The sequence below is a fragment of the Aeromicrobium sp. Leaf350 genome, from assembly GCF_916858655.1.
Classification (GTDB): Bacteria; Actinomycetota; Actinomycetes; order Propionibacteriales; family Nocardioidaceae; genus Aeromicrobium.
Window position 1 is genome coordinate 1,685,916 of record NZ_CAKASL010000001.1, and the last position, 23,737, is coordinate 1,709,652.

The 23,737-nt window shown below is 73.1% G+C and carries 22 protein-coding genes; 12 read left to right on the forward strand and 10 right to left on the reverse strand.

Annotated elements, in window-relative coordinates; genetic code table 11:
- Positions 1-50: 50 nt before the first annotated feature.
- From LO931_RS08480 to aqpZ, 8 genes are all read right to left on the reverse strand, one after another.
- The gene (locus tag LO931_RS08480) at positions 51-1,571 is read right to left on the reverse strand and encodes a S1C family serine protease (protein ID WP_229052970.1); all 1,521 of its coding nucleotides are present in this window, start codon (positions 1,569-1,571) and stop codon (positions 51-53) included.
- Between the two features lie 19 nt (positions 1,572-1,590).
- A complete protein-coding gene (locus LO931_RS08485; protein ID WP_229052971.1) occupies positions 1,591-3,048 on the reverse strand; it encodes a cell wall metabolism sensor histidine kinase WalK in 1,458 nt (485 codons plus the stop codon).
- Positions 3,045-3,734 carry a response regulator transcription factor gene (locus tag LO931_RS08490; RefSeq protein WP_229052972.1) on the reverse strand — a complete coding sequence of 230 codons (690 nt, stop codon included), beginning with the start codon at positions 3,732-3,734 and terminating at the stop codon, positions 3,045-3,047. The genes LO931_RS08485 and LO931_RS08490 overlap by 4 nt, the downstream gene beginning before the upstream one ends.
- A gap of 106 nt (positions 3,735-3,840) precedes the next feature.
- Positions 3,841-4,701 carry a fructosamine kinase family protein gene (locus tag LO931_RS08495; RefSeq protein ID WP_229052973.1) on the reverse strand — a complete coding sequence of 287 codons (861 nt, stop codon included), beginning with the start codon at positions 4,699-4,701 and terminating at the stop codon, positions 3,841-3,843.
- 10 nt (positions 4,702-4,711) lie between these two features.
- A complete protein-coding gene (locus LO931_RS08500; protein ID WP_229052974.1) occupies positions 4,712-5,212 on the reverse strand; it encodes a low molecular weight protein-tyrosine-phosphatase in 501 nt (166 codons plus the stop codon).
- Positions 5,213-5,216: 4 nt separating this feature from the next.
- On the reverse strand, positions 5,217-5,603 hold the full coding sequence (locus LO931_RS08505; protein ID WP_229052975.1) for a phage holin family protein: 387 nt from the start codon (positions 5,601-5,603) through the stop codon (positions 5,217-5,219).
- Between the two features lie 39 nt (positions 5,604-5,642).
- Positions 5,643-6,605 carry an EamA family transporter gene (locus LO931_RS08510; protein WP_229052976.1) on the reverse strand — a complete coding sequence of 321 codons (963 nt, stop codon included), beginning with the start codon at positions 6,603-6,605 and terminating at the stop codon, positions 5,643-5,645.
- A 16-nt stretch (positions 6,606-6,621) separates the two neighbouring features.
- A complete protein-coding gene (aqpZ, locus tag LO931_RS08515) occupies positions 6,622-7,326 on the reverse strand; it encodes an aquaporin Z (RefSeq protein ID WP_229052977.1) in 705 nt (234 codons plus the stop codon).
- A gap of 71 nt (positions 7,327-7,397) precedes the next feature.
- On the opposite strand from aqpZ, the gene hisC reads away from it, so the two are divergent.
- From hisC to LO931_RS08540, 5 genes are all read left to right on the forward strand, one after another.
- The gene (gene hisC, locus LO931_RS08520) at positions 7,398-8,444 is read left to right on the forward strand and encodes a histidinol-phosphate transaminase (protein WP_229052978.1); all 1,047 of its coding nucleotides are present in this window, start codon (positions 7,398-7,400) and stop codon (positions 8,442-8,444) included.
- Positions 8,445-8,641: 197 nt separating this feature from the next.
- Positions 8,642-9,763, forward strand: a complete 1,122-nt coding sequence (locus tag LO931_RS08525) for a thiamine pyrophosphate-dependent dehydrogenase E1 component subunit alpha (RefSeq protein WP_229052979.1) — start codon at positions 8,642-8,644, stop codon at positions 9,761-9,763.
- A complete protein-coding gene (locus LO931_RS08530) occupies positions 9,760-10,749 on the forward strand; it encodes an alpha-ketoacid dehydrogenase subunit beta (RefSeq protein WP_229052980.1) in 990 nt (329 codons plus the stop codon). Before LO931_RS08525 ends, LO931_RS08530 begins: the two co-directional genes overlap by 4 nt.
- Positions 10,749-12,029 (forward strand): dihydrolipoamide acetyltransferase family protein, encoded by a 1,281-nt coding sequence (locus LO931_RS08535; protein WP_229052981.1) that lies wholly within the window; start codon positions 10,749-10,751, stop codon positions 12,027-12,029. Before LO931_RS08530 ends, LO931_RS08535 begins: the two co-directional genes overlap by 1 nt.
- An 87-nt stretch (positions 12,030-12,116) precedes the next feature.
- Positions 12,117-13,400 carry a nitrate/nitrite transporter gene (locus LO931_RS08540; RefSeq protein ID WP_229052982.1) on the forward strand — a complete coding sequence of 428 codons (1,284 nt, stop codon included), beginning with the start codon at positions 12,117-12,119 and terminating at the stop codon, positions 13,398-13,400.
- Positions 13,401-13,413: 13 nt separating this feature from the next.
- Here LO931_RS08540 and LO931_RS08545 read toward each other — a convergent pair whose 3' ends face one another.
- Complete coding sequence (locus tag LO931_RS08545) at positions 13,414-13,929, reverse strand: GNAT family N-acetyltransferase (protein ID WP_229052983.1); 516 nt, start codon at positions 13,927-13,929, stop codon at positions 13,414-13,416.
- Positions 13,930-14,005: 76 nt separating this feature from the next.
- A complete protein-coding gene (locus LO931_RS08550; RefSeq protein WP_229052984.1) occupies positions 14,006-14,941 on the reverse strand; it encodes an oxidoreductase in 936 nt (311 codons plus the stop codon).
- A gap of 464 nt (positions 14,942-15,405) precedes the next feature.
- Here LO931_RS08550 and galE point away from each other — a divergent pair, with 464 nt between their 5' ends.
- The 7 genes from galE to LO931_RS08585 all read left to right on the forward strand — a co-directional run bounded on the left by galE (position 15,406) and on the right by LO931_RS08585 (position 23,736).
- Positions 15,406-16,407 (forward strand): UDP-glucose 4-epimerase GalE, encoded by a 1,002-nt coding sequence (galE, locus tag LO931_RS08555; protein WP_229052985.1) that lies wholly within the window; start codon positions 15,406-15,408, stop codon positions 16,405-16,407.
- Entirely contained in the window at positions 16,404-17,477 is a 1,074-nt protein-coding gene (locus tag LO931_RS08560; RefSeq protein WP_229052986.1) for a GNAT family N-acetyltransferase, read from the forward strand. The genes galE and LO931_RS08560 overlap by 4 nt, the downstream gene beginning before the upstream one ends.
- A gap of 121 nt (positions 17,478-17,598) precedes the next feature.
- Positions 17,599-18,831 (forward strand): hypothetical protein, encoded by a 1,233-nt coding sequence (locus LO931_RS08565; RefSeq protein ID WP_229052987.1) that lies wholly within the window; start codon positions 17,599-17,601, stop codon positions 18,829-18,831.
- 15 nt (positions 18,832-18,846) lie between these two features.
- Positions 18,847-19,965, forward strand: a complete 1,119-nt coding sequence (locus LO931_RS08570; RefSeq protein WP_229052988.1) for a glycosyltransferase — start codon at positions 18,847-18,849, stop codon at positions 19,963-19,965.
- On the forward strand, positions 19,962-21,476 hold the full coding sequence (locus LO931_RS08575) for an oligosaccharide flippase family protein (RefSeq protein WP_229052989.1): 1,515 nt from the start codon (positions 19,962-19,964) through the stop codon (positions 21,474-21,476). Before LO931_RS08570 ends, LO931_RS08575 begins: the two co-directional genes overlap by 4 nt.
- Entirely contained in the window at positions 21,473-22,285 is an 813-nt protein-coding gene (locus tag LO931_RS08580) for a polysaccharide deacetylase family protein (RefSeq protein ID WP_229052990.1), read from the forward strand. Before LO931_RS08575 ends, LO931_RS08580 begins: the two co-directional genes overlap by 4 nt.
- Complete coding sequence (locus LO931_RS08585) at positions 22,279-23,736, forward strand: O-antigen ligase (RefSeq protein ID WP_229052991.1); 1,458 nt, start codon at positions 22,279-22,281, stop codon at positions 23,734-23,736. The genes LO931_RS08580 and LO931_RS08585 overlap by 7 nt, the downstream gene beginning before the upstream one ends.
- Position 23,737: the final 1 nt, after the last annotated feature.

The following is a 23,737-nucleotide window of genomic DNA, read 5'->3' on the forward strand; positions in this document are numbered from 1 at the left end:
CCCCGACAGGGGCGATCCGGCCGGGTGCCGTCGACTTCCTGCCGGGCGGGCTACTCCTCGGAGAGCTGGCCGCCGTCGGAGTCGAGCGTGACGTCGGCGGTCTGGGTCTTCCCGTCGCGCAGGAACGTGATCTCGACGGTGTCGCCCGGCTGGTGGCCGCGCACCGACGCGACGAGCGCGCTCGAGCTGGCGACCGGGATGCCGTTGAGGGCGGTGATGATGTCGCCCGCCTTGAGCCCGGCCTTGTCGCCAGCGCCGCCGGACTCGACCTCGCGGATCTCGGCGCCGATGCCGGTGAGCTCGTCCTCCTCGGTGGCCGGCGTGACCGTGACGCCGATCTTGGCGTGCTCGACGGTCTTGCCCTCGACGAGCTGCTGCGCGACGTTGCGGGCCAGGTCGATCGGGATCGCGAAGCCCAGGCCGATCGAGCCGGACGCGCTGGAGTTGGTGCGGATCGCGGAGTTGATGCCGATGACGTTGCCCGCCATGTCGATCAGCGGACCGCCGGAGTTGCCGGGGTTGATCGCCGCGTCGGTCTGCACCGCGGGGAACACCGTCGCGTTCTCGCCGGAGGCGTCGCTCGACTCGACGGGACGGTTCAGCGCGCTGACGATGCCGGTGGTGACGGTGCTCTCGAGGCCGAACGGCGAGCCGATCGCGATGACGTCCTGCCCGACGCGCAGGTCGGCCGAGCTGCCGAGCGTGGCGGGCTTGAGCCCGCTGACGCCCTCGGCCTTGATGACCGCGAGGTCGGTGACCGGGTCGCGGCCGAGGATCGTGGCCTCGGCGTTGGTGCCGTCGCTGAAGGCGACCGTGATGGTGCCCTCCTCGGCGGCCGTCTCGACGACGTGGTTGTTCGTGAGGATCTCGCCGTCGGCGCTCAGGATCACGCCGGAGCCCGAGCCGCCCTCGTCGCCGCTGCGGACGTTGATCTGCACGACCGAGGGCATGACCTCGCGGGCCACGGTCTCGACGTCGCCCGTCGGGGCCTTCTCGTCGGAGGCGGGGACGTCGAGCGCGGACGTGCCGTCGGGCACCGAGCCGCCGTCGTCGTCACCCTGCAGGGCTGCGCCGCCGTAGCCGGCTCCGGCGGCGATGACCGCGACGAGCGCACCGATGCCGACGACCTTCGCGATCCGCTTGCCCCGACCGGAGCCACCCGAGCCGGAGCCCGTGGCGTCGCCGTCGGTGGGAGGAACGGCCGGGGGCACGAACGGCGGGCTGTCCGACGAGCCTGTCGGAGGGGGCCCGGACTCGGTGGGCGGCGGGACGACCGCGCCGACCGGCAGGACCGAGGTCGAGGCAGGGGCGCCGGCACTGGCCGGGTCGACCGGGTCGCTGCTCAACGGCTCTGACGCGCGGCCGGCGGACGACTCCGCCATCTGCGGCGCGACGGGCGGCGGCGGGGCCTGGGTCGCGAGGTGCTCGGTGGCCGTCTCGTCGGCGGCGGTGCCGCCGGGAGCAGGCGCGTCAGGATCCTTCTCGGGCGTCGTGTCGCGGCTGGAGTCCTCGGGGACGTCCACGGGCGGCGCAGGAACGCGCTCGGCGAAGGGATCGTGCGGTTCGTTCATGGGGACAGGATCTCCGTGGTCACTGAGACGGCTCTGAGACGGACGTGTGAGGCGGCGAAGGGTTGGACCCGGGAACGGTCATGCGGAAGGTCGCTCCCTCGCCGGGCTCGGACTCGACCTCGACGGTACCGCCATGGCGTTCGGCGGCACGGCGAACGATCGACAGGCCCAGGCCGGAGCCGGGGAGCGTGCGTGCCTCGCGCGAGCGGTAGAAGCGCTCGAACACGTGCGGGAGGTCGGCCTCGGCGATGCCCGGGCCGTGGTCGCGGACCGTCACGACGCCGTCGAGGAGCGACACCTGGACCGTGCCCTCGCTGGGGCTCCACTTGGCGGCGTTGTCGAGCAGGTTGGTCACCGCGCGCTCCAGCGCCCGCGGCTCGCCGACGACCCACCAGGGCTCCAGCGTGGCCTCGAACGTGACCGCCGGCGCGCGCAGCTGCACCCGGTTGATCGCGTGCTGCACGACCTCGGACAGGTCGAGCGGCTCGGGGTCGTGGTGCAGGGGCTCGTCACGGGCGAGCTCGACGAGGTCGCCGATCAGGGAGGTGAGCTCCTCGACCTGGGCGCTGATGTCGACCATGACCTCGGTCGACTGGTCGTCGGTCAGCGGGCGTCCGGCGGCGTTGGCCTGGGTCAGGAGCTCGATGTTGGTGCGCAGGCTCGTCAGCGGGGTGCGCAGCTCGTGGCCGGCGTCGGCGACGAGGCGACGCTGCTGGCTCTGCGACGCGTCCAGGGCGACCAGCATCTGGTTGAAGGACGTCGTGAGGCGGGCCAGCTCGTCGCGGCCGACGACCTCGATCGGCTGCAGCTCCTGCGTGCGGGCGACGTGCTCGGCCGCACGGGTCAGCCGGCGGACGGGCCGCAGGCCGTTGGAGGCCACGGCCCAGCCCGCGGCACCGGCGACCGCCATGCCGGCGAGCGTCGTGATGACCAGGACGAGCCCCAGCCGGTCGAGCGTGTGCTGCACGGAGTCCATGCGCTGCACCATCACGAGGGCGGCGGCGGGGCCCGCCTGCACCGCCACGACGCGGTACGCGTCGCCGTCGACCATCGCGGTGCGGGCCGAGCTGGTCTGCTGCCCGAGCGAGACCGCGACCTCGGTCTCGGTGAGCTGGACCTTCGTGCTCCCGGTCAGGGTCGCGAGCACGCGGTCGCCCTCGACCCGGTAGATCTCCATGCCGGCGACGTCCAGGAGGTCGGCGTCCTGCTCGTTGAGCGCTCCGGGCGTGTACCCGGCAGCGACGGCCTGCTCCGCGCGGGCCCGGATCGAGGCGTCGAGGTTGTCGACGAGCTCGGCGCGGACGACGACGTAGACGCCGGCGCTGACGCTGCTCAGGGTCAGCGCGACCGCGGCGGTGGTCAGGGTCGCGACGCGGGCCGCCAGCGAGACGCGCAGCGTCCACTGGTGCATCCGCTGGTGCACCGTCTCGACCACGCCACGGCGGGGGTGTTCGCGCTCGGTCGTCGCCTGGCTCACGGCGGCGTCTCGCGCAGGACGTACCCGACGCCACGCACGGTGTGGAGCAGGCGGGTCTCGCCCTCGGCCTCGAGCTTGCGGCGGACGTAGCCGACGTAGACCTCGAGGGAGTTGGCGGTCGTGGGGAAGTCGAAGCCCCAGACCTCCTGCAGGATGAACGACCGCTCGAGCACCCGCTTGGGCCGCTGCAGGAACAGCTCCAGCAGCGTGAACTCGGTGCGGGTCAGCGAGATCTCGCGGTCGCCGCGGCGCACCTCGCGGGTCACCGGGTCGAGCGACAGGTCCGCGAACGTCAGCGGCTCCTCGTCCTCGAGGCCGGGGGTGATGCTGGCGCGGCGCAGCAGCGCGCGCAGGCGCGCGAGCAGCTCCTCGAGCGCGAACGGCTTGGTCAGGTAGTCGTCGGCGCCCGCGTCGAGGCCGTCGACGCGGTCGGTCACGGCGTCGCGGGCGGTGAGCACGATGATCGGCACGTCGTTGCCGGCGCTGCGCAGCGCGCGGGTCGTCTCCAGGCCGTCGAGCCTCGGCATCATGACGTCCATGACGATCGCGTCGGGCTGCACCTGCGGCGTGCGGGCGAGGGCGTCGACGCCGTCGGTCGCCACCTCGACGGTGTAGCCGTTGAACTCCAGGGACCGCCGGATCGAGTCACGAACGGCGCGATCGTCGTCGACCACGAGTATGCGCATCCCCCCAGTCTGCCGGGTGCTGCTGAAGGAGGCCTGAGTTTTGGGAGTCCGGAACGCTGAGGAGCTCCCTTCGAGGCTCGTCCCTCGCACCTCAGGGAGCGGAGGGTCAGAGGAGCGAGCGGGCGGCGTCGGCCGCGCGGGCGCCGTAGCCGCCGCCGAACAGCACCGCGTGCACCAGCAGCGGGTGCAGCTGGTGCAGCGCGACGCGGTCCTCCCAGCCCTCGGCGAGAGGGGCGGCCTCGTCGTAGGCGTCGAGGATGCGCTGCAGGTGCGTGATGCCGAACAGCGAGAGCATCGCCAGGTCGGTCTCGCGGTGACCGCCGTGCGCCGCGGGATCGATGATCCACGCGGTGTCGTCCTGGCCCCACACGACGTTGCCCGACCAGAGGTCGCCGTGCACGCGCGCCACCGGCTCGGGGTCGCCGGCGAGGGTGTGGATGCGCTTGACGACGGTCTCGATGACGTCGGCCTCGTCGGGGGTGAGCGCTCCGCGCTGCACCGCCGCCCGCACGTAGGGCATCACGCGTCGCGAGGCGTAGAACTCGGGCCACGAGGGCAGCGGACGGTTGGGCAGCGGCGCGAGACCGATGTAGCCGTCCTGCGCCGCACCGAACTCGTCGGCGCCGGCCGCGTGGGTGGCGGCGAGGGCGCGACCCAGCGACTCGGCGGCCTCGGTCGTGGGCCGGCCGGGCTCGATCCAGGACAGCACGAGGCAGTCGTCGTCGACCGCCAGCAGGTCCGGCACCGCGGCACCGCCGGCGTCGCGCAGCCACCGGAGGCCGCGCGCCTCGGCGGCGAAGAAGCCGGCCGGGGCCTGGGGGCGGGTCTTGATGACCGCGGAGCGGCCGTCGGACAGTCGGAGCCGGGTCGAGGTGCAGATGTCGCCACCCGCGACCGGGGTCGTCGACACCACGGCGACGCCGAGCAGCTGCTCACCGCGTGCCGCGGTGCCCGTCATCCGTGCCATGTCGAGGACTTTACGGGGCGCTGGGCCGAAGGTGTTCCGTGAGCGCATCGCTCGTGCGCTCCACCATCGCGAGCACACGGGTGAAGCCGCCCTCGTCGCCGAACCAGGGGTCCGGGACCTCGAGGTCGTCGGGCCCGGCCTCGGGGTCGAACGAGCGGTACATCCGCACCTTCTGCTGCTCCTCGACGGTCGGCGCCAGCTCGAGCACGTCGGCCTCGTTGCTGTGGTCCATGACCAGGATCAGGTCGTTCTCGGCGTAGGAGTCGATCGAGAACTTCCGGGCCCGGTGCCGGCTGGCGTCGTAGCCGGCCTCGGTCAGCGTGGCCGCGGCGCGGGGGTCCATCGGGTCGCCCGTGTGCCACCCGCCGGTGCCCGACGAGGTCACCGTGAACCGGTCGCCGAGGCCGGCCGCCTCGAGGCGGTCCTCCAGCACCACGTGGGCCATGGGGGAGCGACAGATGTTGCCGAGGCAGACGAGCGTGACGCGGTACGGGGCGGCGGCTGCGGCCACGGGGTCAGTCACCCTCGGGCAGGAACGCCCGGACGACGGCCTGCGCGATCGAGATGACGATCGAGGCGAGCACGGCCCACCAGAAGCCGTCGAGGATGAAGTGCACGCCGAAGCCGTCGCTGATCGCCTCGACCAGCAGCAGCATGAGCGCGTTGATCACGAGCAGGGCGAGGCCCAGCGTCAGGATGATGAACGGCAGCGACAACAGCTTCACGACCGGCGCGACGAACATGCTGATGACGGTGAAGAACAGGCCGACCAGGACCACCGCGAGGACCCGGTTCGTCATCGTCTCGTTGGGCTCGCCGATGTCCATGTGGCTGCCGAGCAGCCAGGCCGCGAAGGCGAGCGCGACCGAGCTGGCGACCCAGGTGCTGAGGAAACGTTCCATGGGGCGAGTCTGGCAGAGGCCCGATCCGGCCGCTCCGCGCTACACCGGGGTCGGGGGGAGGGTCTCCACCGCGACCCGTCGGGAGGTCTGGGCCAGCACGATCCCGCCCAGCACGAGCAGCACGCCCAGGACCTGCACGGGCGCGAGGCTCTCGGCGAACCACAACCAGCCGACGACGACGGCCCCGGCCGGCTCGAGCATCGCGACGACGCTGACGGTCATGGCCGGCAGGTGGCGCAGGGCCAGGAGCAGGAGGAAGAACGGCGCCGTCGTGCCGAGCACCACGACCGACGTCATCGCGACCCAGGCGGGCACGCTCAGATGGTCGAGCCGCCCCAGCATCGAGGCCGTGCTGCCGAGCTGGTCCGCGGTCCAGAACGGCTGCACCACGTTGAGCACGACCGTCGCGACGAGGAACGCCCACAGGATCACGGCCAGGGGCGTCATGCTGCCCGTGTCGTGCTCGCCGAGCAGGAAGTACGCCGCGAAGCACAGACCCGCCGCGAGCGCCGCGAGGAGCCCGATCCCGTCGAACGCGACGCCGGACCAGATCCGCCCGACGAGCGCGAGCCCGACGAGCGCCAGGCCGAGCGCCGGCCACATGCGGGGCTGCACCGGCTCGCGACGCACGAACCGCACCCACAGCACGACCCAGACCGGTCCGAGGTACTCCACGAGCAGCGCGATGCTGAGCGGCAGCCGGTCGATCGCGACGTTGTAGAACCCCTGCAGGCCGGCGACGCCGACCAGTCCGAGCCCGATCACGAGCGGGACCTGGCGCCCCCGCGGCAGCCGGAAGGCGGTGCGCTCGGTCAGCAGCGCGATCAGCACCAGCACCAGCAGCGCCCCCGTCACGCGCACCGCGGTGAAGGTCTCGATGTCGGTGCCGGAGCGCAGCGGGACCCGCGACATCCCGGCGTTGACGGCGAACAGGACGGCCGCCGTCAGGACGAAGGCGTAGCCGATCCAGGGGCGGGTCGGCGCGGGGGAGGGCGTGCTCACGCCTCCATGGTGACGGTCAGTCGCGGCCGAGGATCACGTGGTGCACGGCTCCGGCGATCGCCGCCCCGACGAGGGGCGCGACGACGAACGCCCACTGCTGCGCCAGCACGTCGCCGCCGGCGAACCACGCGACCCCGAGCGAGCGCGCCGGGTTCACCGACGTGTTGCTGATCGGGATGCTCACGAGGTGGATCAGCGTCAGGCCGAGCCCGATCGTCAACCCGCTGAAGCCCACGGCGGCCCGCTTCGCCGAGGCGCCCAGGATGATGAACAGGAACACCGCGGTCAGGAGGGTCTCGGCGACCAGCACCGACGTGAGGTCGTAACCCTCGGGCGATCGGTCGCCAAAGCCGTTGGTGGCGAAGGCGCCCTTGGCCGAGAACCCGTCGGTGCCCCGCGCGATGACGTAGAGGACCCCTCCAGCGATGCTCGCGCCGGCGACCTGGACCGCGGCGTAGCCGGGCACGTCCTTCCACGCGAAGCGGCGTGCCAGGGCGAGCCCGACCGTGACGGCCGGGTTGAAGTGCCCACCCGAGACCGGGCCGAAGGCGTAGGCGCCGGTGACGACCGTGAGGCCGAAGGCGAGCGCGACACCGAGGTAGCCGACCTCCTCGCCAGCGAAGATCGCGGTGCCACAGCCGCCGAGCACCAGCCAGAAGGTCCCGAGCGCCTCGGCGCCGAGACGCTGGGCGGTGGTGGGGTCGGACGTGAGAGGGGTCATGCCCGCACGGTAGACCCGCGATGGCCCCTCCGGGAGACCCGAACTGACCACCCCGGCCTAGTCTCGAGGTCATGACGACTCCCGTGCCCAGGCCCGCGATCGCCGCCGTCCCGCCGTACCGTCCGGGTCGGCCCGCCGTGAGCGACGAGCTCAAGCTGTCGAGCAACGAGCTGCCCTTCGCGCCGCTGCCCGGCGTGCTGGCGGCGGCCACCCAGCTGCTCGGCCGGATGAACCGGTACCCCGACGCCGGCTGCACCGCGTTGTACGAGGCGCTGGCCGAGACCTTCGAGGTGGAGCCCGACCAGCTGGCCGCCGGCACCGGCTCGGTCGACGTGCTCTACCGGGCGATCGCCGCGTTCGCGGGACCCGGTGACGAGGTCGTCCTGCCGTGGCGCTCGTTCGAGGCGTACCCGCTCGCGGTCGCCGTGAGCGGTGCGACCGCCGTGACCGTGCCGCTCCGCCCGGACGCCACGCACGACATCGACGCGATGGCGGCGGCCGTCACCGAGCGCACCAAGGTCGTGCTGGTCTGCACCCCCAACAACCCGACGGGACCGGTGGTCACGGCCACCGAGCTCGAGCACCTCCTGGCGCGTGTCCCGTCGCACGTGCTCGTCGTGGTCGACGAGGCGTACGTGGAGTTCGTGCGCGACCCGCTCGCGGCCTCGGGCCTGGCCGCGCTGCAGACGCACCCGAACGTCCTCGTGCTGCGCACGTTCTCGAAGGCTCACGGCCTGGCGGGCCTGCGCGTGGGCTACGGCATCGGCTCGCCCGACGTCATCGAGGCCGTGCGCGTGGCGGTGCCGTTCGGCGTCACGGACGTGGCGCAGGTCGCCGCGATCGCGTCGCTCGGCGAGACCGACGCGATGCGTCGCCGGGTCGAGACCGTCGTGGCGGAGCGCGACCGGGTCGCCACGGCGCTGCTCGCGGCCGGGTGGGAGGTGCCGGTCTCGGAGGCGAACTTCGTCTGGCTGCCCGTCGGGGCCCAGGCCCTCGCCGTCGCGGCCCGCTGCGAGCCCGTCTCGGTCAGGCCGTTCGCGGGCGAGGGCGTCCGGGTCACGATCGGCGACCCGTCGGCCAACGACCTCGTGCTCGAGGCGCTGCGCGACCCGGTGTGACGACAGCAGGGCCGTGCTGGTGTCGGCGTGCGGCCGGTGACGTCTGTGTTGCAACCGGGTGAAAGCCCTTCCCGAAGGGCCCGTCCTCCCTTAGCGTGAGTGGGACCTAGGTCACGTCGCCCGTCCTCACCTGGTCGGCGGCGAACCACCGACACTGCCGCCGGAGACCCCGGCGTCGGCCGACGTTGGGGGATCCCATGAACCCGTCCCTGCCCACCGAGAGCGATGAGTCCGACCTCGTCCGCCTGCTGACGCCCGAGGGCGCGCGGGTGGAGCACGCGGATGCCGGCTGGTCCGGCACGGACGCCGACCTGTTCGCGCTGTACCGCGACATGGTCCTGACGCGTCGCATCGACACCGAGGGCTACGCCCTGCAGCGCCACGGCGAGCTCGGCCTGTGGCCGCCGTGCCTCGGGCAGGAGGCCGTCCAGGTCGGCACCGCCCACGCCCTGCGCGCGCAGGACATGGCGTTCCCGACGTACCGCGACCACGGCGTCGCCTGGGTCCGCGGCGTCCCGCCCGAGCGTCTCCTCGGGATCTACCGCGGCACCGAGCACGGCGGCTGGGACCCGGCCGAGCACGGCATCGCGCTGCCGGCGATCATCATCGGCGCCCAGACCCTGCACGCGGCCGGCTACGCGATGGGCGTGCTGATGGACGAGGCCGTGGGCCATGCCGACTCCTCGCGTGACGCGGCCGTGGCGGTCTACCTCGGCGACGGGGCCACGAGCCAGGGCGACACGCTCGAGGCGATGTCGTGGGCCGCGTCGTTCTCGCTGCCGCTCGTGTTCGTGATCGAGAACAACCAGTACGCGATCTCGACCGCCACCAGTCGTCAGACGACGGTGCCGCTCGTGCGCCGCGCTGCCGGCTTCGGCATCCACGGCGTGCGCGTCGACGGCAACGACGTGCTGGCCTCGCAGGCCGTCATGGAGGCGGCCCTCGGCCGGGCTCGCGACGGCCACGGCCCGACCGTGATCGAGGCGGTCACCTACCGTCGCGGCGCCCACACGACCTCCGACGACCCGTCGCGCTACCGCGCGGGGGAGGAGACCGAGTACTGGGAGGCGCGCGACCCGATCGCCCGGGTGCGCGTCCTGCTCGACTCGCTCGGCACCTTCGAGCGGGAGCTCGCCGAGCTCGACGCCGAGGCCGAGGCCCTGGGGGAGCGGCTGCGATCTGCGTGCCGCACCCTGCCCGAGCCCGACCTCGCGGCGCTGTTCGACCTGGTGCACGTCGAGACCACGCCGGAGCTGCGGGAGCAGCAGGAGGCGGCGATCGCCTGGAAGGCCCTCGACACGGAGGAGACGGCGTCATGACGCGCATGAGCATCGCGGCCGCCCTGAACGCCGGCCTCCGCGCGGCCCTGGAGTCCGACCCGCACGTGGTGCTGATGGGTGAGGACATCGGCGCGCTCGGCGGCGTCTTCCGTGTGACCGACGGACTGCAGAAGGACTTCGGGGCGGCGCGCGTGATCGACGCGCCTCTCGCGGAGTCGGCCATCATGGGCACCGCCGTGGGGCTGGCGATGCGCGGCTACCGCCCCGTGGTCGAGATCCAGTTCGACGGCTTCGTCTACCCGGCGTACGACCAGCTCGTGAACCAGGTCGCGCGTCTGCACTACCGCTCCGGCGGGCTCGTGCGCATGCCGATCGTGGTGCGCATCCCCTACGGCGGCGGCATCGGTGCGGTCGAGCACCACTCCGAGAGCCCCGAGGCCCAGTTCGCGATGACGCCGGGCCTGAAGGTGCTGACCCCGGCCACGGCGCACGACGCGTTCTGGATGGTGCAGGAGGCGGTGGCGTCGGACGACCCCGTCGTGCTGATGGAGCCGAAGCGGCGGTACTGGGAGTCGAGCGAGGTCGGTGACCAGCCGGCGCCGACCTGGTCGTCGGTCGTCCGCCGCGAGGGCAGCGACGCGACGCTCGTGACGTACGGCCCGATGGTCGCGACGTGCCTGGCGGCGGCCGAGACCGCCGCCGCGGAGGGCCGCGAGATCGAGGTCGTCGACCTCCGCACGCTCTCGCCGCTGGACCTCCAGCCCGTCATGGCATCCGTGCGCCGCACCGGTCGCGTCGTCGTCGTGCACGAGGCCCAGCGCACGCTCGGCATCGGCGCCGAGGTGGCGGCTCGCATCGGCGAGCGCTGCTTCTTCCACCTCGAGGCCCCGGTGGGCCGGGTGACGGGATACGACATGCCGTACCCGCCGAGCCGCGTCGAGGAGGAGTTCCTGCCGGACGTCGACCGCATCCTCGACGCCGTCGACGCGACCTTCACCGCCGGCTCCGACGGGGAGGCCCTCTGATGGCGCAGTTCCGTCTCCCCGACGTGGGTGAGGGCCTGACCGAGGCCGAGATCGTCACGTGGCACGTGGCGGTCGGCGACGTCGTGGCGGTCAACGACGTGCTCGTCGACATCGAGACCGCGAAGTCGGTCGTCGAGCTGCCGAGCCCGTTCGCGGGCACCGTGACCGACCTGCTCGTGGAGCCCGGTCGCACCGTCCCGGTCGGCACGCCGATCGTCGCGATCGGTGAGGCCGCCGAGGTGGCGGACGCCGCGGCCGAGGAGAAGGCACCCGAGATGCTCGTGGGCTACGGGCCCAAGGACGAGGCGTCGGGAGGTCGGCGACGCCGGCGAGCCGCCGTGCCCGCCGCCGTGGGTGCCACGGCCACCGCGACGGTGGAGCGTCCGCGTGCCGCGCCGCCGGTGCGGCTGCTGGCCCGCCGCCTGGGTGTCGACCTGGCCCGCGTCCCGTGCGACGGCATCGTGACCCGCCGCGACCTGGAGAGCTTCGTGCGGTCGCACGACGGCGACGCGTCTCGGGTGGCTGGCGACGCCGCTGCGGCGCCCGCCCCCGCCCCCGCGACTGCGCCTGCGCCTGCGCCGAGCGCGGGGGACCGCACGGTTCCGCACACCGCCGTGCGCCGCGTGACGGCGGCGGCGATGGTCGCCTCGGCCTTCACCGCGCCGCACGTCACGGAGTGGGTCGAGGTCGACGTCTCACGCACGGTCGAGCTCGTCGAGCGCCTGCGCGGCGAGCGGGAGTGGCGCGACGTCCCCGTCTCGACGTTGCACCTGGTGCTGCGCTCGGTCTGCCTCGCGCTGCGCCGCACGCCCGAGCTGCACGCCGTCTGGGGCGACGACGCCCTGACGATCCCCGAGCACGTCGGCCTGGGGGTCGCGGCGGCCACCGACCGAGGGCTCGTGGTGCCGGTCGTGCCGCAGGCCGAGACCCTCGACCTCCGCGGGATCGTGGAGCAGGTCGGCGAGCTCGTCGCGGTGGCGCGCAGCGGTCGTCTCCAGCCGGCCCAGATGGCCGGAGGCACCTTCACGGTGACCAACATCGGGGTCTTCGGCGTCGATGCCGGCACCCCGATCCTGCCGCCGGGGCAGACCGGGATCCTGGCCGTCGGGGCCATCACGCGCAAGCCGTGGGTGGATGAGCACGACCAGGTCGTGCCGCGCTGGGTCACGACGCTCGCGCTGAGCTTCGACCACCGCGCGGTCGACGGTGCGCAGGGCTCCCGCTTCCTGCGCGACGTGGCCGACCTGCTGCACGACCCGGCCCTCGCCCTGACCGTCTGATCCCGCGAGACGTGGTCGCTCCGGCCTCGGATTCCGCCGCGAGGCGGTGCCGGAGTGACCACGTCTCGGGGGACCTAGGATGAGCGGGTGCTGCTGAGGCGAGATCGTCAGGGGTCGGCGGCCCTCATCTGGGCGGTCGCGCTGGCGGCCTACCTCCTCGCCGTCTTCCACCGGTCGTCCCTGGCGGTCGCGGGCCTCGAGGCGGCCGACCGGTTCGGCATCTCGGCGGCCCAGCTCGCCACCTTCACGACGGTGCAGCTCATCGTCTACGCCGGCCTGCAGATCCCGGTCGGCCTGGCGCTCGACCGGTTCGGTCCGCGGCGCCTGCTCGTGATCGGTGCCGTCGTGATGACGATCGGCCAGGCCTGCTTCGCCTACGTCGACTCCTACCCGGCCGCCGTCGCGGCCCGGGTCCTGGTCGGCGCCGGCGACGCCCTCACCTTCACCTGCGTGCTGCGGCTGATCGCGACCTGGTTCGCGGGCCCGCGCGTGCCGCTGATGACCCAGCTCACCGGCGCTACGGGCCAGGTCGGCGCCATCGCCGCAGCGCTGCCCATGACGTGGGCCTTCCGGCACTGGGGCTGGACCAACGCCTACCTCACCGCGGCCGGGCTGGGGGTGCTCGTCACGGTCCTCGTGCTGCTGGTGATCCGCGACGCCCCCGGCACGTGGCGGCGTCCCGGACCCGCGATCTCGGTCGCGTCGGTGCGGTTCAGCCTCGCGGAGTCGTGGCGGCACCCGGGCACGCGGCTGGGCTTCTGGACGCACTTCACCACGCAGTTCAGCGGCACGACCCTGGCCCTGCTCTGGGGGTACCCGTTCTTCGTGCGCGGCGAGGGCCGCACGTCCGAGCAGGCCGGCCTGTTGCTGACGCTCCTGGTCGTCGCCCTCGTGATCGCCGGGCCCGTGCTGGCACTGATCACGTCCCGGCACCCCTACCGCCGCTCGGACCTCGTGATGGGCATCGTCGTGGCGATGGCCGCGGCCTGGGGAGTCGTGCTCGCGTGGCCGGGGGACGCGCCGACCTGGCTGCTGGTCGCGCTGGTCGTGGTGGTGGGCATCGGGGCGCCCGCCTCGGTCATCGGCTTCGAGTACGGGCGCGAGTTCAATCCCGACGTCCGGCTCGGCGCCGCCATCGGCATCATCAACCAGGGCGGCTTCCTCGCGAGCCTGCTCCTGGTGGTGGCGATCGGGCTGATCCTGGACTGGCGCACCCCGAGCGGATCGGACTACACGTCCGAGGCGTTCCGGTGGGCCATGTCGGCGCAGTACGTGCTCTGGGCGCTGGGGCTCGCGAACATCTGGCGGGCGCGTCGCCGCACCCGCAAGCACGTCGCCGCGGTCCCGGAGACCGGAACCGCGGCGACGTAGGGGGGCTGCTGCGTCAGCGTGTGCGCAGCATCATGAGGTTGACCTTGCCCTCGTGCTCGAGGCGGCCCACCTCCCGGTAACCGCGTCCCGTGTGGAACGCGATCGATCCGTCGTTGGTCTCGTAGATCTCCAGCCCGATCGGCAGGTCGCCCTCGATCGCGTCGTACAGACGCGAGGCGACGCCCTGGCGGCGGTGCGTGGAGGCGGTGACGATGCGGTCGAGGTAGACGTAGTCCTTGAGACGGTCCTCGAACCAGCGGTAGCGGCTGGAGTCGTAGTCGGCGCCCGGGGGCAGCGTGATGACGAAGCCGGCGATCGCGCCGTCGTCGTCCAGCACCAGCGCGTCGTCGGCCTCGGCCACGAGGGCGGCCAGCGACTCGCGGTCGAGCGGGCCGACGCCCTCCAGGGCACCCTGGTTGATGTCGATGACCGCGTCGAAGTCGGCGGCCTCGAGGGGCCGCACGTAGGGGCCGCTGGTGTCGGGCAGCGCCTGCTCCAAGGTCGGGGTGGACGTGATGTTCGTGCTCATGTCTGGGCTCATCGGGCTCTACGTTATGTCAACTCCGCCGGCCACGCATCTTGAGCGACTCCGGACGACGGCGGGATCAGGCCACCGTGAAGGTCTCGCCGACCGCCCGCTCGGACGCCTCCCAGAGCAGGGTGGCGAGCTCGGGGTCGCGGGCGGCACGGGTCATCGAGGCGGGTCCGGGCTTGCCGCGGACGCCCCCGAGACCCCGGGGTCCCAGGTACTCGCCGCCCTTCAGGGCCGGGTCGGTCGCCGCCTGGAGGACAGGCAGCGACCCGGCGCGCGCGGACTGGGCGACGACCTTGGTGACCTGGTGCATGAGGAACGTGAGGGGGTTGCCGCCCCCGACGGAGAAGCCCGTCTTGGTGAGCTCGGTCGAGGCGTACCCGGGGTGCGCCGCGACGCTGACGACGCCGGTGCCGGCGGCCGCGGAGCGGCGCTGCAGCTCCTGGGCGAAGAGCAGGTTGGCGAGCTTGGACTCCCCGTAGGACTGCAGCCGCTTGTAGCTCCGGGGCGAGCCCTCGGGGGTCAGAGTGCGCAGGTCGATGCCGCTCACGGTGGTGTGGGCGATCGAGCTGACGGCCACGACCCTGGCCTGCGACGCGCGCAGCAGCGGCCAGAGGCGCGCCGTCCAGAGGAAGTGGCCGAGGTGGTTGGTCGCGATCTGCAGCTCGAAGCCGTCGACCGTGCGACGGAACGGCGGCGTCATGATGCCGGCGTTGTTGACGAGCACGTCGATGCGGTCATAGGACTCCAGGACCTGGTCGGCCGCGGATCGTGACGACGCCAGGTCGGCCAGGTCGAGCGTGACGACGTCGACCTCGACGTCCGGCACCTCGCGCCGCAGCTTCTCGAGCGTCGCGTCCGCCTTGGCCGCGTCGCGGGCCGTCACGACGAGCGAGGCGCCGTGCCGGGCCAGCTCGAGCGCGGTCTGCGTGCCGAGGCCTCCGGTCACCCCGGTGATGAGGGCGCGCGTGCCGGAGAGGTCGCCGATGTCGTCGGTCTTCCAGGTCATGCCGTCACGCTAGCGGCGCCCCGGTGGATCCGCCGAGGTTCGGGAGAGGGGCGGCGGGTGGAAGCGGCTCGGCGTCCCCGCGGGACAAGCGGCATGGACCAGGAGCGGTGGGCCGCGGCTCACCAATGTCCGCACGCCGCCCGGACTCCGTCAGGACCGGAGATGATGCATTCGGGTGGCCCCAGCGACCGCGAGGCATCGGTCCTCGGCGGTCGGGCACTGGGAATGATGCTTTCCGGTTCCCGGGGCGACCCGGATGCATCACCTCCGGTTCCCGCGCCGCTCCGCCCGTCCCATTCCGTGGGATTTCTTGGTCTCGCGCCTCGGGACGTCCGACGTCGAGAGCGCTCTGACCCGACCTCTTGATCCGCGCGCGGTGTCGGTCCGGAGGCGGTTTGATCCACCGGGAGCACGTGAGTTTCGGGACCCTGCGCACGGCCTTTCCGCGTGCCAGATTTCAACCCATGAAGGTTCTCGTCACGGGTGGTGCGGGCTACATCGGCTCCACCACCGCGAAGGCACTCGAGCGCGCCGGGCACGTCCCCGTCGTGCTCGACTCGCTGCGCACCGGACCCCGGGCCTTCGTGCGCGACCGGATCTTCTACGAGGGCGACGTCGCCGACCGGGTCCTGCTGCGCCGCATCGTCGACGAGCACCCGGACCTCGGCGCCGTGATCCACATGGCGGCCCGCATCGTCGTGCCGGAGTCGATCGCGCAGCCCGCTGCCTACTACCGCGCGAACGTCTCCGCCTCCCTCGACCTGTTCGACGAGCTCGACGCCCTCGGTCTGCACCGCGTCGTCTTCTCCTCGTCGGCCGCCGTCTACGCGCCGACGGCGTCCTTCGAGGTCGACGAGTCGAGCCCCCTCGCGCCGGCGTCGCCGTACGCCCGCAGCAAGCGGATGATGGAGGAGGTCCTGCAAGACCTCGCCGCCGCGAGCGGCCTCCGCGCCGTCGTGCTGCGCTACTTCAACCCCATCGGCGCCGACCCGGAGCTCGACTCCGGCGTCCACCTCCCGGAGCCGTCGCACGTCATGGGCCGCCTCGTCATGGCCGCCCGCGGCGAGCTCGACGCGTTCACGATCACCGGCACCGACCTCCCGACCCGCGACGGCACCGGCCTGCGCGACTTCGTGCACGTGTGGGACCTGGCCGAGGCGCACGTGCGCGCCGTCGAGCGGTTCGACGAGCTCGTCGACGACAGCCGTCCGAGCGTCGTGATCAACCTGGGCACCGGTGCCGGCGTGACGGTGCGCGAGCTCCTCACGGCCTTCGAGGCGGTGCACGGCTCGCCCGTGCCCGTGCGTGAGGCCGAGGCGCGCCCCGGCGACGCCGTCGGCGCCTTCGCCAACGTCGACCGCGCGGTCGACCTGCTCGGCTGGAAGGCCCGTCTCGGCCTCGAGGACGGCATCGACTCCGCGCTGCGATGGGCGGCACGCCGCCCCGAGGTTCTGGGGACCGCATGAGTGCGCTGCGCATCCTCGAGGTCTCGACCCTCGGCGACCGGGCCCCCGCCTGGGACGCCCTGGCCGCGACCCTCCCCCTGCCGACGCCGTTCCTGATGTCGTGGTGGATCGAGGGCGTCGCGACCGAGGAGGACCACTTCGTGCTGGTCCTCGACGGCGAGACCCTCGTCGGCGGCTGGGCGCTGAGCCGGCGTCGGGTGCTCGGCGTGGACCGCTTCACCGTGCAGGGTGGCGGCAAGCTGTGCCCCGACCACCTCGACGTGGTGGCGCACCCGGACCGCGTGGCCGAGGTCTCGGCCGCGCTGAGGACGTGGTGGCGTCGACCGGGGGCCCGGGTGCTGGACCTCGACGGAATCCGCGAGGACGCGCTCGTGACCGGCGCGATCGCGCCCGAGGCGCGGGTCGACGTCGTCGACGTCGCGCCCTACGAGAAGCTCGCGGCCGACCCGGAGGCGTATCTCGCCGCTCGTTCGAAGAGCTTCGCCAAGAGCAGCCGCAAGTACCGGCGCCGGCTCGACAACGCGCTCGTGATCCACCGCCGCCTCGCCGACGACGAGGTCCCCGCCGCGATGGAGACCTTCGCGGCGCTGCACCGCGTCCGCGACGACCGCGTCGAGCTGGCGCGCGAGCTGCCACGCATCCTGCGTGCCGTCGAGCTCGGCACCGCCGCCGGCGGCGTGCGGGTGTACGTCGGCGAGAAGGACGGCGCGACGGGTGCCGTGCTGGTGCTGTTCGCCGCCGGCGGGCGCCTGTGCGTCTACCAGACCGCCCGCGTCGTCGACGACCCCTCGTACAACCACATCGGCACGGTGCTCGACGTCGAGGCGATCATGGACGCCGCTGCCGACGGGTTCCACGAGATCGACTTCCTGCGGGGCGACGAGTCCTACAAGCGTTCCTTCGTGGCCGACGAGCGGCGTCTGCTGCGGGCGCGCGTGGCGCGTGGCGTGCGCGGTCGAGCACTGCTGGCGGCCACGCTGCTGGCCGGCCTGCTGCGCCGCCGTGCCGGTGCCGTCTACCGGTCCGTCGTCGCTCGCTCACGCGCCGACGGCGCCACGACCGCCGACTGATCTCTCCGCGCAGCGCCTGGAACGGCAGGCCAGATCGTCGACATGACGCGATCCGCGAAAAAAGTTTCAGAAAGTTTGGATCCGGATGGATCAGACCGGGGTCTCCCTGCACTAGAGGGACATGTTCAAGCGCGACAAGGACGACCTCGGGGACGACGCCGACACCCGAGCCACTGCCTCCGACGGCCAGACGGCCGGATCCGTCGACGACCAGGTCACCGACCAGGCCGACGACTCCACCAGCTCCGACTCCGCTGACGGCCCTGCCGCCGACGCGGTTCCGCCCGTGGCCCCCCGCCGGTCGCGGTCCCGCGACTCGTCGGAGGACGTCGACATCGACACCCTGCTCCGGCGCCTCGACGAGGTCGCTCGCTCCGCGGGCGAGTCCGGCGGCGGAGCACTGCGCCGCGTGACCGACGAGGTCCAGCAGCACAGCGACGCCCTCGCGGCCACCTCCAGCGCGCGCCAGGAGGCCCAGCGCCTCCTCACGCTGGCGACCGAGGAGCGCGAGCGCGCCTCGACCGCCGGTGCGGCGATCATCGAGGAGGCCCGCCAGATCGCAGCCCGCCTGACCGGTGAGGCCCAGTCGCACGCCGCCGAGGCCATGGCCGAGATCCAGCGGTGGGCCACGGGTCAGCGCGAGTCGATCGCCACGGTCGTCTCCGACCTCGCCGAGGCCGCCCACCGCGAGGCGGAGGACGTCCGCGAGTCGGCCTACGCGACCGCGATGGAGGAGGCTCGCGCCTCCGCCGAGACCTACGTGTCCCGCGCCGCCGCCCTGGCGACCCGTGACGCCGAGGCGCACCGCGCCCAGGCCGCCGAGGCCCTCGGCCGCACGACCGAGGTCGTCAGCGCCGCCCACGGCACGATGCAGGAGTTCGCCGTCACGATCTCGTCGTTCGTCGAGTCGATGAGCGGTCACCTCGAGGCGCTGCAGCAGGTCGTCGAGCAGGCCGAGGCCAGCCGCGCCGCGGCTGCCGAGCAGGCGCCGATCGCCGTCGATCCGCAGAGCTGGTCGCGGTCCGGGCTCGTCGACGACGACCTGGAGCTCATCGTCCTGCCGGTGCCCGTCCGTGGACCGGTCGAGGCCGACGAGACTGACGAGACCGAGGGCGACGACACCTCGGCCGACGAGGCGACGTCCGAGGACGAGCAGGTCGCCGAGACCGAGTCCACCGACGATGAGACGCCCGCGGACGACGCGGCCGAGACCGCCGTCGAGGAGACCCCGGACGAGTCCGAGGAGACCCCGGGCGACGACGAGGACGACTCCACCCCGCCCGCCGGCACGCTGCCCCCGCCGCCCGCCGGCCGTCCGCTGGGGTCGCTGTTCCGCGACCCCGGCTACCCGTGAAGAGCAGGAGCCCCGATGCGCGTCCTGCACGTCTCCGAGGCACTCGGAGGAGGGGTGACCTCCGCCGTGACGGCCATGGTGGAGGCGACTCCTGAGATCGACCACCACCTGTACGCCCGACCGCGTCATCAGCACGACGTGGGCATCGACACGGCGCGGCACTTTGCCAGCGTCCACCCGATGTCGGGCAACCCGGCGGTGGCGATCGGCGAGCTCAGGGCGCTGGTGCGCGAGATGTACCCCGACGTCGTGCACGCGCACTCCTCCGTCGCCGGCGTCGTGGTGCGCATGGCCGGCCTGGACCTGCCGAGCATCGTGTACAGCCCGCACTGCTTCGCCTTCGAGCGCCGCGACGTGAGCGGGCTCGCCCGACGGGCCTTCCGCACCATCGAGCGGGTCCTGGCCCCGCGCACCGACCTGCTCCTGGCGGTCGCTCCGCACGAGATGGACCTCGCGGCCGAGATCGGCCACCACGCGCTCGCCTACGTGCCGAACCGCGCGACGATCGTGCCGCGCGCCCACGCCGAGTTCCGCTCGCCCATGAGGATCGTGACCGTCGGTCGCGTGTGCGCGCAGAAGGACTGGCGCTACCTCGTGCACCTCAAGCGCTTCGTCGACGACCAGATCGGTCTCGACGCGACGTGGGAGTGGCTGGGCGACGGCGACGAGTCCGGCGTGCGTGAGCTCGACGACGCCGGCATCGACGTCTCGGGATGGATCGATCGCACCGAGGTCCTCGACCGGTTGACCGAGGCCCAGGTCTACGTGCACACGGCCGCCTGGGAGGCCGCACCCATCAGCATCCTGGAGGCCGCGAGCCTCGGCCTGCCGCTCGCGATCCGCTCGGAGCCGGCGCTCGACAGCCTCGCCCTGCCGGGTCTGGCCAGGGGCGTTGGTGCCCTCGCGGCCCGTCTCGAGGCGCTCGCGAACGAGCCGGCTTGGGTCGCCGCGCAGGACGCGTCGCTCGCTCTCGCCGGCCGTCACTCGGCCGAGGCGCAGGCCCAGCACCTGCTGCGCGCCTACGACCGCGCGATCGGTGGCACGCCGGCGGTCTCGCTCGTCCCGACCGGTGGTGCGGCGGGCTTCGGCGTCGTCGACGGCGTGGCGCTGCGGCGCGCGGGGAGCGACGGATGAACCGTCCCGAGGAGCACATCGAGGGAGAGACCGACCCCGACCTCCGCGACCCCGAGCCCGTGCTCCGCGAGCCCGACCTCGACGAGCCCGTGCTCGCCGAGGCGGCCAAGGGTGCGGGTTGGCTCGGGCTCGGCGCGGGGGTCGTGAAGGCGTCGCAGACGATCGTCCTGCTGATCCTCGCGGCGATCCTCGCGCCGAGCGCGCTCGGCGTGCTCGCGATCGGTGCACTCGTGCTGAACGTGACGTCCTCGATCACCGACCTCGGCAGCAGCACCGCCCTCGTGTACTGGCGCGGCGACGTCGACCGCGCCGCCCGCAGCGCGCTCTCCGTGGCGCTCGGCTCCGCGCTCGTCCTGACCGCCGTGGTGTGGGCGATCGCGCCCGCCATGGCCGAGGTCCTGAACACGGGCCCCGACGGCGCCTCCGTGATCCGCGGCCTGATGCTCTGCCTGCCGTTCCTCAGCGTCGCCGGCGTGAGCCAGGAGCTGCTGCGCCGCGACCTGGCGTTCAAGCGCCGTGTCTTCCCGGACATCATCTCGGGCATCACCGGCGCGACGGTCTCGGTCGTGCTGGCTGCGTCCGGTCTCGGCGTGCACTCGCTCGTGGTCGGCCAGCTCGTGCAGGCCGTGCTCGTGATGCTGCTGTGCTGGGCGATGCGCCCACCGGTCCTGCCCGGCTGGCGCCGTTCCGACGTCAGCGGACTCGTCGCCTACGGCGGCAGCCTCGCCGGCGCGAACATCGTGCAGCTGCTCATGCTCAACGTCGACTACGTGATCGTGGCCCACCAGCTGGGCGCGACGGACCTGGGCGTCTACTCGATGGCGTTCCGCCTCGCCTACATGCCGTTCCTGGTCGTGGGCATGGTCGTGGCCGGAGCAGCGTTCGCGTTCCTCTGCCGCCTCGAGGGTCCTGCCGTCGGCCGTGCCGTCGGCCAGGTCGCGGTGGCGCTCTCGGTCATCTCGGTGCCCCTGCACCTCGGGATGCTGCTGCTCGCACCGCAGCTCGCGCTGCTCGGCGACCAGTGGGAGCCCGGCGTCCCGGCGCTGCGCTGGCTGGCGCTCTACGGCCTCGCGCTCACGGCGCTCCACCTGCTGATCACGGCCCTCAACGCCGTGTCCCGCACCCGCGACGGACTGGTGCTCAACCTGCTGCACCTCGCCCTGCTGACGGGTCTGCTGGTGACCTTGACGGGCCGAGGTGTCGAGCTCGTCGCCGTGTCCCAGCTCGTGGCCGTCCTGGTCACGGCCGTCGTCGCCGGATTCGTCGTGCGCCGCCGGATCGAGGGGATCGACCTCGTGCGCATCCTCGTCGTCCTGCGGCCCGTGCTGATCGGCGCGGCCGCGATGACGGCGACGGGGCTCGTGGCACACGCGCTCATGCCGTGGTCCGTCGTGTCGGTGCCCGGCCTCCTGCTCGTCGGCGTCCTGATGGTGGCCGCCTATGCCCTGCCCCTGTGGACCTCGCGGCGTCGCTTCGTCGCGCTGGTCACCGCCCTGAGGAGTAACCCATGAGAACCAGTGCCCGCCTCGCCGGTCAGATCGTCAGCCCCGCCGCTCGTGTCGTCTCGCCCGTCCGCGGGCTGACGATGCTCGGCTGGCACCGCATCGGCGACGCGCCGGACGGTCTCACGACGTCCTTCGACGACCTGCGTCGTCACCTCGACGCGATCGAGGGCTGGGGCGCCACGGTGCTGCCGCTGCTCGAGGCGGTCCGCCGCCGGGCCGACGGCACGCTGCCGTCGCGCTCGGTCGTCCTGACCTTCGACGACGGCTACGCGAGCGTCGTCGAGAAGGCCTGGCCCGAGCTGCGCGAGCGCGGACTCCCGGCCACGCTCTACGCCGTCAGCGGCTACCTCGAGGCCGGCCGTCGCTTCCCGTGGGACCACGAGCACGCGCCCGACGCCGACCTGACCCGCCTCGTGACCGCGTCCGAGCTGCAGGACGCGGCCGCGGACGGGCTCGACATCGGGTCGCACACCGTGACCCACCGCTGGCTCCCGGGCCTGCGTCCTGCCGACGCCGCCGAGGAAGTCCACCGCTCGCGGGTCGAGCTCGAGGACCTGCTCCAGCAGCCCGTCCTGTCGTTCTCGTACCCCATGGGCGGCGTGACCCCCGAGATCCGCGCCGAGGCCGAGCGCGCCGGGTACCTCGCCGCCGTCACGACCGAGCGGGGCCGCAACGGCCGCCGACAGGACCCCCTGACGCTGCGCCGCGCCTTCGCCTTCGACCGTGCGGACGACTTCCAGCGGCAGCTCGACGGCGCCTACACCTGGATGCGGGTCGTCGAGCGCACCCGCCGCCACCGGGTGCCCCGGTGGTGAGCCCCGCCCGCGACGCGGGCCCCGAGACGTCGGAGCGCTACGAGGCGCCCTGGCTCCGTGAGACCTCCGACGACGAGCTCGAGCTCGGCGCGGTGACGCCCCCGGGCCGTGCCGAGGTGCCGACCGGTCCCCGCCTGCACCGGCTGGTCTCGGCCGCCGCGATCGTCGTCGTGACCGCGATCGCGTCGGCCGTGCTGGTCGCCGCCCCGACCGCCACTGCCCTCGGGATCGCGGGTCTGCTGGTCGTCGGCGTGCTGATGGTGCGCCTGCCCTGGACCGTGCTCTGCTACGTCGCGGTCGAGCCCTTCGGCGACCTGATCGGTGCCTCCGTCCCCGGAGGCGTCAAGGTCGTCGGGCTGCTGCTGTTCGCCGCCTGGCTCGTGCGCATCCTCGTGGACCGTCGACCCGTCGCCCTGCGGCACCCGGTGCTGGTGTGGGCCGGCCTGCTCGCGACCGCGGTGCTCGCCTCGTTCACCGTCAGCTTCAACGGTGCCGCCGGCATCGAGGTCGCGGGCCGCTACGCCTCCTACCTCGCGGTGCTCGTGGTGCTCGTCGACACGATGCGCACCTCCCTGCCCCCGCGCCGCGTCGCGATGGTCTTCCTCGCCTCCTGCTCGGCCGCCTCCGTCGTGGGGCTCGTGACCTTCTTCACCGAGGGCGGTCGCGCGCACGGCCCGATGGACGACGCCAACGACTTCGCCTTCTACCTCGTGTGCGCCCTGCCCTTCGCCCTGCTGCTGTGGCGCGAGGGCGGTCGCCGCCGCTGGCTGGGCGCGCTCGCCATCGTGCTGCTCGCGGTCGGCATCGCCGCCACGTTCTCGCGCGGCGCGATGCTCGGCGTCGCCGCGATGCTGGTCGTCGCGCTGGTGCTCGGCCTGGTCCGCTGGCGCGACGTGGGCCTCGGTCTCGCGGCCGTCGCCGTCGCGCTGGGTGTCGTCGCCGTCTCCGCCCCCGACCTCGTGGAGCGCAGCCTCGCGGAGAAGGAGTTCGTGGCCGACTCAAACGTCGAGTCGCGCTACACCTCGTGGACCCTGGCGGCCGAGATGACGGTCGACCACCCGTTCCTCGGCACGGGGCCCGGCGGGTTCCGCACCGAGTTCGCCGCGTACGACCTCGGTCGCAGCTCGAACCCCGTCCACCTCGACGTCGTGCACCAGATGTACCTCGACGTCTCGAGCGAGCTCGGCCTGCTCGGGCTCGCCGCCTTCGTCGGCCTGCTGGGCGCGGGCGCGATCGGCGCGTGGCGGGGTCGCTCCTCGAGCGAGCCCGGGGCCGACCCCGGTCTGGCGACGGCGGTCTGCGTGGCCCTGGTCGGCACGCTCGTCGCCGCGACCTTCCTCAGCGAGCAGTACTACCTGCCCATCTGGCTGCTGGTCGCCCTCGGCGCGGCACTCGACCGCTGGCGACCCGCCGCGACCCGCCCCCACGCGTCGACGCGACGGGGGGCCTGAC

Excerpts from the sequence above, each read along its gene's own strand:
- LO931_RS08480 (WP_229052970.1), bottom strand. The coding sequence starts at position 1,571 with ATGAACGAACCGCACGATCCCTTCGCCGAGCGCGTTCCTGCGCCGCCC.
- LO931_RS08490 (WP_229052972.1), bottom strand. The coding sequence starts at position 3,734 with ATGCGCATACTCGTGGTCGACGACGATCGCGCCGTTCGTGACTCGATC.
- LO931_RS08495 (WP_229052973.1), bottom strand. The coding sequence starts at position 4,701 with ATGGCACGGATGACGGGCACCGCGGCACGCGGTGAGCAGCTGCTCGGC.
- LO931_RS08505 (WP_229052975.1), bottom strand. The coding sequence starts at position 5,603 with ATGGAACGTTTCCTCAGCACCTGGGTCGCCAGCTCGGTCGCGCTCGCC.
- aqpZ (WP_229052977.1), bottom strand. The coding sequence starts at position 7,326 with ATGACCCCTCTCACGTCCGACCCCACCACCGCCCAGCGTCTCGGCGCC.
- hisC (WP_229052978.1), top strand. The coding sequence starts at position 7,398 with ATGACGACTCCCGTGCCCAGGCCCGCGATCGCCGCCGTCCCGCCGTAC.
- LO931_RS08525 (WP_229052979.1), top strand. The coding sequence starts at position 8,642 with ATGAACCCGTCCCTGCCCACCGAGAGCGATGAGTCCGACCTCGTCCGC.
- LO931_RS08530 (WP_229052980.1), top strand. The coding sequence starts at position 9,760 with ATGACGCGCATGAGCATCGCGGCCGCCCTGAACGCCGGCCTCCGCGCG.
- LO931_RS08535 (WP_229052981.1), top strand. The coding sequence starts at position 10,749 with ATGGCGCAGTTCCGTCTCCCCGACGTGGGTGAGGGCCTGACCGAGGCC.
- LO931_RS08545 (WP_229052983.1), bottom strand. The coding sequence starts at position 13,929 with ATGAGCACGAACATCACGTCCACCCCGACCTTGGAGCAGGCGCTGCCC.
- LO931_RS08550 (WP_229052984.1), bottom strand. The coding sequence starts at position 14,941 with ATGACCTGGAAGACCGACGACATCGGCGACCTCTCCGGCACGCGCGCC.
- galE (WP_229052985.1), top strand. The coding sequence starts at position 15,406 with ATGAAGGTTCTCGTCACGGGTGGTGCGGGCTACATCGGCTCCACCACC.
- LO931_RS08560 (WP_229052986.1), top strand. The coding sequence starts at position 16,404 with ATGAGTGCGCTGCGCATCCTCGAGGTCTCGACCCTCGGCGACCGGGCC.
- LO931_RS08565 (WP_229052987.1), top strand. The coding sequence starts at position 17,599 with ATGTTCAAGCGCGACAAGGACGACCTCGGGGACGACGCCGACACCCGA.
- LO931_RS08570 (WP_229052988.1), top strand. The coding sequence starts at position 18,847 with ATGCGCGTCCTGCACGTCTCCGAGGCACTCGGAGGAGGGGTGACCTCC.
- LO931_RS08575 (WP_229052989.1), top strand. The coding sequence starts at position 19,962 with ATGAACCGTCCCGAGGAGCACATCGAGGGAGAGACCGACCCCGACCTC.
- LO931_RS08580 (WP_229052990.1), top strand. The coding sequence starts at position 21,473 with ATGAGAACCAGTGCCCGCCTCGCCGGTCAGATCGTCAGCCCCGCCGCT.